2 protein-coding genes (1 of these 2 cut by a window edge) are annotated in these 16,783 nt (G+C 46.5%); both read right to left on the bottom strand.

Features of this window, described 5'->3' with window-relative positions; all coding sequences use genetic code 11:
- On the bottom strand, positions 1-1,671 hold the beginning of the coding sequence (gene pksL / locus MKX71_RS09210) for a polyketide synthase PksL (protein ID WP_339231976.1). Its footprint begins 11,958 nt before the window's first position; the window shows 1,671 of its 13,629 coding nt (coding positions 1-1,671); it begins with the start codon at positions 1,669-1,671; the stop codon falls past the left edge of the window.
- Positions 1,655-16,783: a polyketide synthase PksJ gene (pksJ, locus tag MKX71_RS09205; protein WP_339231974.1), complete on the bottom strand. Its 15,129-nt coding sequence runs from the start codon at positions 16,781-16,783 to the stop codon at positions 1,655-1,657. Before pksJ ends, pksL begins: the two co-directional genes overlap by 17 nt.

Here is a 16,783-nt window from a genome sequence, read left to right as displayed (position 1 = left end):
AAAAACTCCTACATGCTGCCTTTTATTTCGTCCTTTAGGCTTCGCCAACGTCTTTGGCGTATAGCCCGCATCCTCAATCGTTTCCCAGCATGTTTCTAAAAACAGCCGCTCTTGAGGGTCCATTGTCTCCGCTTCTCTTGGCGTGATTCTGAAAAATTGAGGATCGAAGCAGTCGGGGTCATCAATAAATCCTCCCCATTTGGAAATGTCCTTACCCGAAGGAGATGTGATTCCTTCAAGTCGCTGCCAATCCCAGCGCGACTCAGGAATCTCGCTAACACAGTCCTTTCCCTCTTTCAGATTGTTCCAAAATTCATGAATATTGGCTGCCTTCGGATACCTGCCCGCCAAGCCGATAATCGCAATATCGCCTGCTGCCTCAATAGGTGCAGGACGAGAGCCTTCAACAGTCTTATGGTCGTTTATGCTGTCGGAAACGCGTGCTCTTTCATTCTGGCCAAGAGAACCAGCGGCACTAAAATGCTCAGCATATTCCTCGGCAAGAAACGCTGACAGTTCCGCTATGGTGGTATGCTCAAACAGAAGAGTCGGCGAAAGGCTCTCACCGATCTTATCACTGATCGTTTCTACCACCTCAAGCAAGCCCGATGAATTCAGTCCCATTTGGTAATAACCGACCTGTTTTTCAACTTGTCCTACCGGCTTATTGATTTTCTCTGCGATTAATTGGCTTACGAACTGTTCAGCCTCACTATAGGAATTAACGGGAGAAGATACCATGTCAGCAGGTTTATCACGCTCAGCAGTGTCCGCTCTTGTCATCTGTGTCTCCTGTGCACCTTGATGTTTTCCGCTAATCAGCTCCGCTTCTCGCACCAATTTGCTTGTAAAGTTCTTCAACTCAGCCACTTTTTCTCCCGACGCATTAAAAAATTCAAGTGTTACATAAATCAGCTCTTTTTCCCGCCGGACGGAGGAGCGCTTAATTCTCGTCATGCAATCCGACTGCAAAAGTGCAGAAGCGGAAAAGGATTCATAGAACAGAGGCAAATACAGCCTCTGTTCTCCTTTAAGCAAAGATGTGAGCAAATGATTGGCACCCACCCCGCTCCCGTCTATGAGAGTCGGGTGAAACATAAAGCCTTCTGCGTGAAGCATGGCTTCCGAACCGAGAGAAAGCTCAAGAAGGACGCCATCTTCCTCTTCATAGATGCAGCCACTTGCTTTCATATATTCGCTGTGCACCAATTCCTGACGTCTGCATTGTTCATATACATCATCAAGCTGAACAACGTTCTGTGCAGATGCTTTGATTTGACTGAGATCCAGTGTTTCTTCAAATATGGCTGGGGAGTCTGCGTGCATGTCAGCCTTCATATAGAGCTTTTCTTCTGAAACTTCTTTCCCATCACGTTTTTCAATTCCCTTGGCTGTGATTTGCCACTTTCCTTCTTTTTTCTCCGCGCATTGGATATTCAGAACAATTACTGCATCCTGTTCCGCCCTCAATGGCTGATAGATGGATAAATTCCGCAGCTGAAGCTCTGAGCAGGAGAAGCCGTGTTCTCTGAATATCTGGTAGATTATATCGATATAAGCCAATCCCGGCAGGACATTTTGTCCGTAAACCACATGGTGATAAATAAACGGATTTTTTAACGATAATGTGAGTTGTTTCGTTATCTTTTTCACGTTAGACCTCCACCTCATAAGTATCCCATATGTTTGCCGCAGTCATTTTCGAAGTCTCCGCTTCCAGCTTTGTCTCGCCTGGCGAAAGCATTCGTTTCTTTAATTGAGGAGGCGATTTTGGACTGCGCTTGATGGCGTGTTTTTCATCTTTTTCCCACGCCTCTACGATGACATGGACATTCGTCCCCCCATCGGCAAAGCAGTTAATAGCCGCAGTAGGCTGCGAATCTGTCCATTTTTCCAGGGCTCGGCTGAACGTGATGTTCGCTTTCTGTTGATCGAAATGCGCCATCTCTTTTTCACCTGATAAAAATGGGACAAAGCGGCGCTCTTTCAGCATCAGCACAACCTTAATGAAGCTGGCGATCCCTTCAGCACATAGCGGATGCCCGATGTTCGGCTTGATTGAGCCAAGAGAAAGAGGCGATGAGTGCCCAGAACGGTACACTGATTGGATCGCTTTTAGCTCAAGGAGATCGGTTACGATTGAACCTGACCCGTTTGCCTCAAGGTAGCTGATGTCCTCTGGTTTTTTTCCGCTTTTGAAAAGCGCATCTTTCATGACTTCCTTTTGCGCCTCAAGATTAGGTGTTGCAGGCCCCGCCGTTCTTCCGTCGTTATTGACCGAGGCCGCTTTGACGACAGCATATATGGTATCTCCGTCTTCCAGTGCCTGTTTTACGGTTTTTAGCATGACCATTCCGACGCCTTCACCTAACACAACTCCGTCAGCACGCTCATCAAACACATGGAAGGATGAATGCTTGCTTAAAATGCCGCGCCGGTCAAACAGCCTGTGAGAGGCATCTGAGCTCAGCAAACTGACACCGCCGACTATGGCGGATTGAATATCTCCGCCACGCAGCGCCTGAATGGCCATATTCATGCCGACCAAAGCTGACGAGCATGCAGTGTCAACTACAACACTTGGGCCGCGGACATCAAAAAATTGTGAAAGATTAGCGGCTAAATAATTTTGGCCGACTGTCACGATCGGATTCTTGGCATGATCAAGGCTGTCTTCATCAGGTTTGTGCTGGCTTCTGCCTCCGATATAAACACCGACGGGCTTGCCCTTTATTTCCTCAGGTGTATAACCGGCGTGATACAAGAGCTTCAGACACTCTTCCAACACGAGCAGTGCTTGCGGATCCATCGCCCTTACGTCTTCTTCGTGAAGCAAAAAGAAATCAGGATCAAAATAGCTGACGCCATCAATCACGCCGGCATAATATGGTGTCTTACAGCCCCAACGCTCTGCCGGAATCGGGCCGATTGACGAACGCCCCTCGGATAGTAACGACCAATATGACTCCAATGTCTCTGCCCCAGGGAATCGGCAAGAGAGTCCGACAACGGCAATACCTTCTGCATGAGAGTCCGGTGACAAAATCGCTGGTGCCTGAATCTGAGGTGTAAGAGCTCGATCCTTCGCAGGAACAGGTGCCTCCACCTCTATTTTGTTCTCCAAAGGTGCTGATGCATCCGATATCCTGCCTCCGAATAAAGCGGACAGCCTTTCGGAATAAGAACCGATCAGCCAATCTGTGAATCTTTGAATTGTCGGGTATTCATATAGAATCGATGGATCGAGCGCTGCCTCTAATTTGCGGTTTATACGCTGGAGCACCTGTGCCAAAATGATCGAATCCACGCCATAATCCTGAAACAACCCGTCAATCTCGAAGTCTTCACGATCTATTCTCAGCTCTTCGGTAAACAGATCAATAAGCCAAGACTGTGTTTCAGATAATAATCCATCACATTTGGAAACTTCATCGGCCTCTTCAATGTCTCTGGCTGGCGGGCTCTGTAAAGCAGCTTCCTGCAAACCGCCCTCATGCGGTTTCCTCCTCTTCATCAGCAGTTCCGGCTCCCAGTTTGTTTGATTCGCCATTGCAGGGAGAACAACCGGTCCGAACATTTTCGATACAATTTGATCTAGAAAACGTAAGCCTTCTGAATTCGTAATGCTGAACAAGCCGCTTTCCCGATACGCTTGATTTGTCACTTCACCCATACCGGTTTCTTTCCAGTTCGGCCACTGAACACTGATGATCGGCACATGTTTCTGATGTGCTTCTGCAAAATAATCCATATAGCTATTGGCCATCGCATAGTCAGCTTGTCCCGCCGAAAGCTCCGGAATAATGGCTGAAACAGAAGAAAATAAGACAAAAAACTGTAAAGGCTCGTTACACACATGGCGATATAACGTTGTAAGACCTGACACCTTAGGTTCCATCACCCGCTGGATATCATCTGAAGTTTTTCGGATAAATGCCAGCGTATCCATATCCGTCAGACCTGCACAATGAATGACACCGCCAATCGGTCCTAATGTTCGCTTGATATGTTGCAGCGTTTGCTCAACCTGAGCATCATCAGATAACGTCAGCGACAGCATCTCCACCTGTACACCCTTCGCTTCCAGCTCCCTCACTGCCTGGATTTTCTCTGCCAATGATGTGTTTGATGTCTTAAAACGCGCCCACTCCTCTCGCGGAGGAAGCTGTTCTCGTCCGGTCAGCACCAGTTTTTTCACTCCATAGCACTCTGCAAAATGACGGGCGCATAATAGTCCGATGCCTCGTGTGCCGCCTGTAATGAGAAGCACATGATCTTTCGGGAAGACCGCGCTCTGTTCCGTGGCCTTACCTGTTTCCGGATGAGCTTTTAGAAAAGATTGATACCGTAAACCATCCCTGTAGCAAACCTCCGCATCATAAGATTCGGAATAAAACTCATCAGCGATCAACTTCGCGAGACGGGGATGATCAGTAACCTCCTCAGCATCCATATGCCTTGATATAAGATGGCTGTACTCGCATTGGAGCATTCGATACAACCCAGCCCGTGAGGCGCCAGCCATCCGGACAGATGTGTTTTGAAACGATTCGAGCCCCTTCGTCACACAAAGCAGCCTGAGCCCCTCTTTATGCCCGAATTCAACCAGTCTTTGCACCCATTCAATCCAATCCAGCCGGCCCTCATCATCCCAACCGCATCCGATGACATCCACTAGGCCGTCAAACTCTTTCCAATCAATGTCTGACTGATCATTTTCTATCCGGCTCACATCTATTAAGAGATGATTCGGAAAATACGAAGACACTTCTGCTGCTAAATCTGCTGTCTCTTGACAGCACAGGATGGCAACAGTTCTTGTCCCCGGCACTGCTGATCCAATTGGACTCAAACTCCATTGTTTCGTCAAAAAGCATGCGGCGCGATCTTCAATCGCATTAACCAGTTCTTTTTTGTCTCTTTCTGAATGTTCCTTTGCCGGCACCCAATAGTGATCCTTCGCAAACGGATATGAAGGGAGGCTGATCAGGCGCGGTTTGGTCTCTCCGTATAATGTGTTCCACTGGATTGAGACCCCTTTGACCCATAAATCAGCAAGTTTGGCGTATTTTCTTTTTCTGATCCAAGCATCAAGTGCCAACGCCATATCTTCATCCGCTGTAAAAATAGTCTGGGTCTCTTTATTTCGATGAGACTGTCCCCGGAAAAATTCGTCTGTTTCTTCCTTACCGTCAACAAACGCCTGCAGTTTCTCTTCAAGTTCCTGCATCGTCCCCGCAACACACGCCAGACGCTCATCCATTTCCTCGCGCCCGACCTGCAGGGTGTAAGCGATGCGGTGCAACTCCTGATCTGTATATTTTTTATTGCGAATCGCCTCAAGCAATTGCGAAGCACGATCCATCAGCCTGCTTTTATTTTTAGCCGACAGTACAATCACGTTTGGCTGTTCTGTAGCCGTGTGTTCTGAATTGGCTTTTGGCATATATTCTTCAACCACAATATGCGCGTTTACTCCGCCAATCCCAAACGAACTGATTCCCGCACGGCGTGGAAGCTCGTTTCCGTCACAATCTGTGACAGACTTCCATTCCTGTTTTTCCTGAACGATGTAAAACGGACTGTCAGTCAGCTGAAGATAAGGATTAAGCGTCTCGCAATGCAGGCTTTTCACTAACGTTTTATGCTTCATTTGCAAAAGCACCTTGATCAAACCGGAAATACCTGCTGCTAGCTCTAAATGACCGATATTGCTTTTAACTGAGCCGATGCCGCAACGGTGATCCGGAACATCCGGCTGGCTCTCGCCTCTCATATTGGATAGTTCCTTAAACGCGGCTTTCAGCCCATTTATTTCAATCGGATCGCCCAATTCCGTCCCTGTTCCATGTGCTTCGATATATGTGACAGTGCTTGGATCTATGCCTGCTTGGCGATATGCACGCACCAACAAATCAGCTTGTGCTTTCGGATTAGGCGATGTCAGGGTATTGGCTCTTCCGCCGTGATTTTCCGCTGTCCCCCGAATAACGCCGTAAATATGATTTCCGTCGCGCTCGGCATCTTCCAGCTTTTTCAACATGACCATTCCGACCCCTTCGCCTCTGGCATAGCCATTCGCATCGGCGGAGAAGGTTTTACACCTGCCGTCTTTGCTGAGCATACCCGCCTTGCTGTAGCTAATATGCGCCTCCTCGGTTAAGATCGTATTCACGCCTCCAGCGATCGCCATCTCACAATCACCGTTTTGCATCGCAGTCACAGCACGGTGAATGGCTACAAGAGAACTGGAACAGGCCGTCTCTACTGGTTCGCTCGGACCATGAATATTTAAAAAATAACTCATTCTATTCGGGCCTACCGAAGGAATCATATGACCTGTAGCAGCATGGCCTTCAATTGGAAGATTCGCTCTATGGAATAGATCTTTATAACCGGTGTTTCCCGTACCGATAAAGATACCGGTCCCTGTACCCGAAAGGCTTTGCGGCGAGCAACCCGCATCTTCCAGTGCCTTCCACACGTATGTCATTAACAAGCGCTGCTGAGGGTCTACATAATCAGCTTCTCGCGGCGAAATACCAAAAAACAACGGATCAAACTCAGCGACACCGTCAATAAATCCGCCCCATTTGATGTCGGTTTTATTGACGTCAGTGTCTGGGTTTCCATAATGCTCCCGCCAATCCCATCGATCTTTTGGAACTTCTGTGATGCTGTCTTTCCCTTCTTCTAGGTTTTCCCAAAATTCATCTATATCCATAGCGCCAGGGAATCGGCCGCTGATGCCGACTATTGCAACCGGCTCAAAATCGGCAGCCTGCTTTTTGTTTCTTTCTGCTTTTGCAATAACAGGCTGTGTAAAGCGGCGCTTTCTACGTGATGTGATTTTCGGCGCTTCAGGGGATTTTGTCTGTAACTCTTCCTGCCCCTCTGGTTTTTCGCGCTCCTGAACCAGGGTGTCCTCATGTTCAGCAGTCAAATACTCAGCCAGGCTTTGGATACTTCCATATTCAAAGAAAATGGTCGGCGTTAGCTCCAACTGAAATTCTTCGTTAATCTTGTTTGTAAAGACCGTAAATGTAACGGAATCAAATCCGTATTCACTCAGCTCTGTATTGACATCAATATCTTCACTATTTACTTTTAAAATTGCACTGACCATGTTGCTTAATGATGCCTCCAGGCTGTTTAAACTGTGCAATGAGTTTGTTCTTTCATCTATGCCTTTAGCAGTAGCATCTTGATTCCATTCGCCCTGATACGCAGCAACTACATATTCAGCCAGGCTTTGGACGCTGCCATATTCAAAGAAAATGGTCGGTGTTAGCTCCAACTGAAATTTTTCGTTGATCTTGTTTGTAAAGACAGTGAATGTAACTGAGTCGAATCCGTACTCACTCAGCTCTGTGTTGACATCGATATCGTCAGTGTTTACTTTCAAAATTGCGCCAACCATTTGGATTAAGGCTGCTTCCAATTTTCTAGTTTGTCCTTGATCCTGATCCGCCTTTCTCTGATCGTTCCGCTTGGCTTTCGATCCTGCGGAAAGCAGTTTTTGCTTCATTTTCTGAAGCTGTCCTTCCATCACAAAAACTTGCGGCTTATCAGATACTATCCCTTGATAAAATGCTTTCAAGCCACTATCTGTCGGCATCGGGACCATTCCCGTGGTTTTCAGCATTCTCTTTTCATCTTCAGCGCCGACTTGCATACCGCCTTCTTCCCATAACGGCCAATTGAAGGAAATGGTGGAGCCGAATCTCTTTTTTGATGCCGCAAGAGAACGGCGGTATTCAGCAAATGCATCCATAAACGAATTGGCTGCCGCATAATCGGCTTGTCCAGCGTTTCCTAAACATCCCGAAACAGATGAGAAGAAAATGAAAAAGTCCAATGGGAAATCCTTGCTGCATTCGTCTACATGTAACAACCCGCTCACTTTTGGCTGCAACACTTCTTGAAACTCTTCATTCGTTTTATGAATGATGAAGCGATCTTTAATGCTGCCTGCACCGTGAATAATTCCATTGAGAGTGCCATATCTTTCTTTGATTTCCTCAAAAAGATGACGAGCCGCATGCTGATCACTTACATCAGCCTCTCGATAGACAACCTCCGCTCCGATGCTTCGAAGAGCCTCCAGTTCGTTTTCCTTATCCTCACTTAAAACAGATCGTCCCGTCAGCACAATAGTAGACCGGCTAGTTCGATTGGCAATTTCCTTTGCAAACAGAAGGCCTAAGCTTCCTGCTCCGCCTGTGATTAGATAAACACCTTCGTCTCTCCACGGCATGTGAAGCGTATCAGCTGAAGGAAGCACCATTTCCCTCCAGCCTTTCACAAAACGGTGTCCAGCCTCATATCGAATCTGTTTGTCAAATGGTCTCCGGCTGTCGTCTTTCAGCTTGAGGTGAAGGTCTATCATCTCTTCAGGTTTCTCAATTTCGATGATCTGAGCAGTCAGTTTGCTGAACTCTATTTCTGCTGTTTTAAACAGACCGGAAACGCCGGCAAACAATTGCTTCTCTTTTTCCAGCGGAACAATCGCTTGAATGATGATACGGCCTGCAGAAAGCTCACGGACCTTGCTTTGCAGGAGTTCAAAAATGTTCTGAGTGTAACATTGATAACGTTCAGCAATATGTCCTACAGCTTCGTTTAGAGTAATCACACGGGCATCTTTCATGTGGGAGGCAATGCTGTCTGTGACACTTCGTTCAGTTTCGAAGAGAACAATGATATGCTCCGTGTACGAAGGATCTTCGTCCTCTCGTTCTTCATTCTGTTTTTCCCACACCGGTTCAAGCATTAAGCGTTCGTGCCGTGTTGAAGGCTTTGAAGGATGAACCTCCCCTTCTAATACTCTCGTTGAGAATCCTTTGATCCTGACACATACGCTTCCACCCTCGTCAATGACATCGATATCCGCTTTCTGAACAACCCCTCCGGAGTGATCGCTGTCACTTAAGCGAGCATAAGCCCACATAGAAGAAGAACACCCTTTGATCACCTCAAGCTCCTCAAGCGCAAATGGCAAAATCAGCTTTTGATCCGTCAATTCCTGCATGATGCATATTGTTGCTGTCTGCAAGGCGGAGTCCATGATACTTGGGTGCAGCACAAACTGTTCATTCGTTCCAGAAACGATTTCTGGAAGCTGCAGCTGCGCCAAAACCTCTCTGTTTCCTATATTCACATTCTTAATTCCTTGAAAGGCCGGGCCATGGAACATTCCTCTGCTTCTGCCTTCTTCGTAAAATTGATCAGGCGACATCTTTCCTTTGCCGCAGCGGCGTGATATTTCAATGAGATCTGCGACTGGCGTTTCGGCAGCAGATGCCAGCTCCGCACTGCCTTGACTATGAATAACAGGGTCGTCCCCGTCTTCCTGTATACTGTAAATGTCAAAGGTGATTTTTCCATCTTCTTCAGGAAAGAGACTGATATCCACTTGAGCTGAATGTCTGTCAACCACAACAGGCTGAACCCAGACTGTATGATTCAATCTGATTCTGACATCTTGGCCAATTTCACTTCCTGCCGCCTGGTTTATAGCCGCGTACACCATTTCAAGGTACGCAACACCAGGAAGCACAGGCTTTCCTCTTACCACATGGTCTCTCAGGAAGAATTCGTCACCAGTGAAAACCGAACTGAATTTCTGTTCAGAAAAATCAGATGTATTCTGATGAAGCAATGGATGAATAGAGCCGATCCCTGTCTGATTTCCGGATATCTGCGCCACCGGTTTGCGGTCATCCTGCGACGGCCAATATCGTTCCTTTGCAAATGGATAAGTCGGCAGACTCATTCTGTTTGGGCGCTCACCCTTGTAAAGCTGCATCCAATCTATATGCGCTCCCTTGCTCCACATTTCTGCAAGCTTGTTTACTTTTCCTTTGGCCATCCACTTACGTATGAGTTCAGCGCTGTCCTCATCCTCCGTCAGCCATGAAACCTCCCTGGCATTGTGCTTACTTCCTTGAAAACAGCCTTCAATCGCTGTTTTTCCATTGATAAAATCTGTGAGCCTCTGTTTTAACTCATTTACATGATCGGCAATAAAGACAACGCGATGCTCCATCGCTTCGCGCCCCACCTGAAGGGTATACGCAAAATCAGGCAGCTGGCTGTTCTCAAGCCCTCTTCTTTCCAAATAGGCCAGAATGTCTTCTGCATACTCTTGCAGCCTCTCTTTATTTTTCGCCGAGATCGGGACGATGCAGGTTCCGTCTATCTTTCTCTTATCTGAATCCCTTTTGAATTGTTCAAAAATGGCATGGGTATTTGTCCCGCCAAGCCCGAACGAGCTAAGTGCAGCCCTGTGCGTTTTGATCTCACGGCTTAACGTTTTCTTTTGATCGACGACGTAAAAAGGAGAGCTGGCTAAGTCTGTATTTGGATTCGGCTCCCTATAATTAATACTCGGTGCAAGCTCTTGATGATAAAGACTCATCACGACCTTAATGCAGCCCGCAAGACCGGCGGCTGTATCTAAATGTCCGATATTGGTTTTCACCGACCCAATGCCGCAAAATTGCGTTTTATTTGTATATTGCCTGTAAACGTTTGTTAAAGCCGCCAGCTCGATCGGGTCCCCCAGCTTCGTTCCGGTCCCGTGTGCTTCTACATAGCAGATGGATTCAGGCTGTACCTTCGTTTGATTCATGACCTGTTGGACCACGTCAGCCTGGCCTTTAACGCTTGGAGCATAAAAGCCGACTTTGTCAGCGCCGTCGTTATTTACACCAATGCCTCTCAGCAAGGCATAGATATGATCCCCGTCCTTTACTGCATCAGCTGCTTTTTTCAGCAATACAACAGCAACGCCCTCACCGCCTATCATTCCGTCAGCTGAAGCGTCAAAAGCTTTAATATGTCCATCACTCGAAAAGTTCAGCCCCGGCTGATGCACATATCCGATATTTGACTCGGTATGCAGCGTTGCACCGCCAACTAAAGCATAATCAGATTCACCCGACAGGAGGCTCTTATAGGCAGAATGCAATCCAATCAGAGATGATGAGCAGTTGGCATGAACGAAATAGCTTGGCCCTCTCAGCCCGAGCTTATGAGAAATCATTGTCGGAATCGTCCCACTCTGTGCAAGCACCCACGAAACATAGCCGTCCGGCGTCTCCAAGCTCTCTGTTGTATCTGACGGCAGCAGCGCGCGATAAGAATTATTGCTTGCCGACATAAAAACACTGGTTTGCGGAATCTGCCTCGCAGCATAACCGGCATCTTCTATTGCTTTCCATGAATGAGTCAGCAGCATCCGAAGCTGAGGGTCCATAAATTCAGCGTCTTTAGGAGAGATTTGAAAGAAGCTTGGATCAAATCTGTCTTTCCCCTCAATTGAAGCTTTAGCAGGGACATAGTCGGCATTCTCCGCTATCTCCTTTGAAATGCCAAAGCGCTGAAGCTCTTCTTTATTGAAAAACGCAATGCTTTCCTTGCCGTCTCTGAGGTTCTCCCAAAATTCATCATGATTTTTTGCCCCTGGAAATTCACACGATATGCCAATAATCGCCACACTATCGTCATAATAGTCCGGGAGATCACTCATCTCGTTAGACTGATCTTCTATATGAGCTGGCGGTTCTATCGGCACATGGTCACTTGCATCGCCCATTCGCTGTTCAGTGATGTACTGGCTGATATTTTTAATCGTTGAATACTCAAACAGGTCTGTGACAGAAAACTCACAGGATAGTTCATGTTTGATGCGATCAGCCATATTGACCGCGAGAAGCGAATCCCCGCCCACATCGAAAAATCCGTCATCCCATTCAATGTCACTCGTTTTCAGCACTTCCTGCCAAATGGTAAAAACAGTATCCTGAATGTTCTTAGGAGAGGTCTGCCTTTGCTTTAGCTGCTCCCCTGATAAATCGATATTCTTAAGGCTGTTTCTATCTATCTTTCCGTTCGGAGTTAACGGCATATGATCAAGCTGAATAAAATAAGAAGGCACCATATAGGCAGGCAAAGCGTTTTTCACAAAATGACGCAGCTCTCTCGCTGTGAGAGAAGCATTTGCATGTTTAGCTGTATAATAGGCAGCTAGGTTATCCATATCTGCGACCACAACGCATTCCAGAATGCCGGGATGCTCACTAAGCCTGCTTTCAATATCACCAAGTTCAATACGGAATCCGCGGATTTTTACTTGATTATCGATGCGGCCTATATATTCAATTCGCCCTCCCGGAAGCCAGCGGGCCATGTCTCCCGTTCTATAAAGCTTAGACCCAGGCTCAAAAGGGTTGTCAATGAATCTAGAATCCGTTAATTCTTCCTTTTTGTAGTAGCCCTTCGCCACACCGTCTCCTGCAATGCACAGCTCACCTGGGACACCTGCCGGCACTGGCGCGAGCTGAGAATCCGTAATATAGATTTGTGTATTGGCGATTGGCCTTCCTATCGTGGCATGAGAGCATTCAACGTTAATGCGCTGAACCGCTGACCAGATAGTTGTTTCGGTTGGCCCAAACATATTCCAGGCTTCGCTGCCCGTATCTAAGAAATATCGTTTTAATGTCTCAGGCAATGCTTCGCCACCGCATAAAATTTTCACGCTCTCTTCATTTTCCCAGCCTGAATAAAAGAGCATCTTCCACGTAGCGGGGGTTGCCTGCATCACTGTCGGTTTGATCGTGCGGATGTCCCGTTTCAGTTTTTCAACGTCTTTTGTATGCTCCGTTTGACAAATATAGCAGTGTGCGCCCTTTATTAAAGGCAAAAATAATTCCAGAGCTGCGATATCAAAACAGTAGGTTGTGACAGCAAGCATTTTATCCTCTGCCGTAAGACCTGGTGTTTCCCCCATCGAAACGAGAAAGTTTGTCAAAGCTTTATGCGGTATCATGACACCTTTTGGCTTTCCTGTGCTGCCGGATGTATAAATGACATATGCCAAGTTCTCTTGCGTGACAGTGCGTGTAAGCACTTTTCGATCAGAGGCTGTTTGAGCAATTTCATCCCAATCTTGATCTAAAAGAGCTGTTGTGACACCGTTCCAACTCAACGTATTTACTAATTCCGATGTCGTCAGTGTAATGAAAACTTCACTGTCCTCAAGCATGTATTCTAATCGTTCAGCCGGATAGGACGGGTCTAGCGGCACATACGCTCCCCCAGCCTTGAGGATCGCTAATAAACCCACTAGCATGTCCAGCGATCGATCCACATAGATCCCCGCCAGACGGTCAGGACCCACTCCATGCGCCTGCAAATAAATGGCCAGCTGTGTGCTTCTTTCATCAAGCTCCCGATACGTCAATGTTTGACCTTCATAGCTGACAGCCGCTCTATCAGGCGTCTTTTTCGACTGCTGCTCAAACAACTCATGAAAAGTTATATATGGATACGTTTTTCCTGTGGCGTTCCATGTTTTGAGAATCATCTGCTTCTCTGCCTCAGGTAATAAAGAATACTCTTTTAAAGGCTGAGAAGGATTCAACATCGCCTGCTCTGTTACATAAACAAAATGGTCGAACATGGCGGATATAGAAGCCGCATCAAACAGCCCAGTATTGTACTTGATGTTCAGCTCCATTTTTTCTTCTGTTTCCCACAGTTCAAATACTAATTCGTATTCGCCCTCTTGGTGAATATACTCAACGAAATCGACAGAAAAGAAGTCAGCATAGCGGCTCAGCAAGCTTTGATAGCTTCCGGATTGAAGAAAATTCTGATAGAAAAAAGCGGTTTGAAATACCGGTGAACCTGCTTGACTGCGAGGAATATTCAGATCCCTCACCATTTTTGGAAAAGGATATGCTGCATGATCAAGCCCATCCAATATCGTTAATTGCAATTTTGATATAAAGCTAGAAAAAGTGTCTGCCGGGTTCAGCTCACTCCGAATCGGGAGCATATTGAGAAAATGTCCAATGGCATCATCAAATCTTTCTTCCGGCCTCACCATGGCCGGCATGCCGACGATCTGTTCCTTTTGGCCGGTGTAACGGCCAAGCAGCATCATATAGCAGCTTAAGAATACCGTCGTGACATTTACAGAATGCTCTTTCGCAAACATTCTGACCTGATTCATGAAGCCGCTGGACAGCCGCCTGGTGTATGTATCCTCTCTAAACTCAGACACTGAACTTGCGCTGACCTTAGGCAGCTGAAGATTCGGCAAAGTTCCCGATAGCTGTTTCTGCCAATATGTACGATGCTTCACACCGTCTTTGCCGGCAAGCATGTTTTTCTCCCATGCCGCAAAATCATGATAAATGGCAGGAGAAACAGCTATTTCCGGCTGCTGTCCTTTTAAAAGAAGCTGATAGGTATCAAACAGACTGTGTATAAATGTGACAGACGAAACTCCGTCAAAAATCAAATGGTGAATGACAACTAATAAAAAATGCTCTTGTTCAGATCTGGAAAAGCTCATGACACGCACTAACGGGCTGTTTTCCTTTACATACGGTTCCTTTACTTTCTTTCTAAGAAAAGCAGGAATATCAGACTCTTTCATACTTGAGATGTTTTCTGTCTTGATTTCAATTGAAAGTGCTGGCTCATTTTTAAGAAATGGCACTCCGTCTTTCTCTTGGATGACGTGCTTTAAGATTGGGTGCTGATTCAATACAAGGCCGAAAGCCTGCTGTAATGTTTCAAGGTGAAGCCCTGACGAAAATTTAAAACAGAGAGGTACGTGATATGCACTTTTTTCGGGTGACATTTTTTGCAATGTCCATAATCCTTTTTGAACCTCAGAGAGAGGCTGAAAAGTTGCCTGACTCCTTTCCGGTTCGGTTTTATATGTATCCGTGCCCTTTTTGTCAGCAGACAAGCTGCTGAGGTCTTCATGTTCTGATAGATAGCTGGCTAAGCGTTCAATTGTAGGATATTGATGTATCTCTCTGGCTGTTAGTTTGATATGGTAGTTTTTCTCGATCGATCGAATGAGCTTCATCAACTTGATAGAATTCACACCAAGACTTTGGATATTTGCATTTGGCTCCACCCAATCGCGGGAAACGTGCAGCTCCTCAGTCAAACAGGTGAGCAGATGCTTCTGTATTTCTTCCCTTACTCTTTTCACCTGGTCTGCTTGCTGTATCTCCTCATCCTGGACCGCATCGTTCATCCGATTGGGTTTATGTAGCAAGCGGTCGAACTCTCCATTTTCAAATGAAGTTTTTAGCTGGGTGCGCTGGATCTTTCCGATAGCCGTTTTTGGAATCTCTTCTTTTTGTACAGGCAGCAAATATTCCGGGGTGACTCCGATCACCTGTGAGACATGGGATTGTATGTTTCTAAGAAGCTGAGACATCTGCTCATCATTTAATTTTGCGGAAGTAACAAAGAAGATAGCCAGCTGATCTGTTGAATTCTGGCCCAGACGGACAGCGCAAGCAGCAGTATAAGAAGTTTCAATTTCAGATAATTCTTCAACTGCAGACTCAATTGCATGACTGTAATAATTAATGCCGTTAATGATAATTGCATCTTTCGTACGGCCTGTTATGGTTAAGCGCCCGTTTCGCAAAAAGCCAAGATCTCCGGTTTCAAACCAGCCGTCTTCTGTAAACACACTCTCATTCAAATCAGGTCGCTGGTAATAACCGCTAGTAACAGAAAGACCCGAGACTTGAAAACGGCCGATCTCGCCCTCTTCAACCAATTCATTATGGTCATTCACAATTCTCATAGAGAAGCCGGGGATTGGAGAGCCTATTTCAACAAAATGATCATCATCACTTGTTCCAGCCCGGGTAAATTCCTGAGAAAAAATAACACCCGATGAAGTTTCGGACATTCCCCATGCAGGTCGGATGGCGTCAGCAGGCAGTCCATGTGGTTCTAAAAGCTCAAGTATTCTGCGCCCTACCTTGGCTACCATTGCTTCACCGCCATTGAGCATGTATCGCATTGAAGACAGATTCCATTTCCTATCTTTTATTTCTTCTGCAAAATCAGTAACCAGACCAAACGCAAAATTCGGCGCCCACGTAACAGAAGCACGGTAATGATCAATCCAATCCAGCCATTTTAACGGCTCCATTAAGATTGTTTCACTTGAGACGTTAATTTCCTGACAGCCAAGATAAACATCCCGCAAATGTAGCATTCCGATCCCTCCGACATGGTCAAACGGCATCCAGTTAAACGTAATATCCTCTCTGGTGAAGCCTTGCATTTGAATAATCCCTTTCACCATGCTCATAATGTTACGATGATTAAGCATAACTGCTTTGGGCGTACCCGTACTGCCTGAAGTCAGCAATAAAAGCGCTAAGTCTTCAGGACTGGATTGATGCCAATCTGAGTCCGCTTCAGCGCTGAGCAGATCCTCTACAGCAATTGCCCTGAACCCTTCAAGCCCTTGTTCTTTTGCCCAATCGAGCATTTCCTGGTGTATCCCCCGGTCCGTAATCACCGCCGGCTTGTCAAGAAGCGTCCATGCGTCTTTCAGCTTTTGAGTGCCGCTGCTCGATTCAGCATACGTTGGCGGAACGGCTAACGGAGCCGGAACAATCCCTGTTAACACACACCCCCAGAACGCAGGGAGAAGCTGTGAATTGTCACCAAGCTGCAAAATCACGTTTTGTTTTGCTTTCAGGCCTGATTGGCGAAGCCCCTTCACAATGCGCAGTCCATCATCCCATAATCGTCTGTATGATTGGTAAACTTCAGTTCCATCCGGCTGCAAATAAATGATTCCCTTTGTATCCCCAAGCTCCGCCGCCGTTCTGTATAAAACTTCAGGTATTGTTGCCGGCTGCTTTTCAGATATATGTAAAGGCTCACCATGACTGACAGAAGGATTAGCTAATATGCGGATATTATCATTATTTCTCAT

Source organism: Bacillus sp. FSL M8-0071 (assembly GCF_037975455.1).
GTDB classification, from domain to species: domain Bacteria; phylum Bacillota; class Bacilli; order Bacillales; family Bacillaceae; genus Bacillus; species Bacillus subtilis.
Note: the sequence above shows the minus strand (reverse complement) of the source record. Positions and strands in the feature narration are given on the sequence as shown.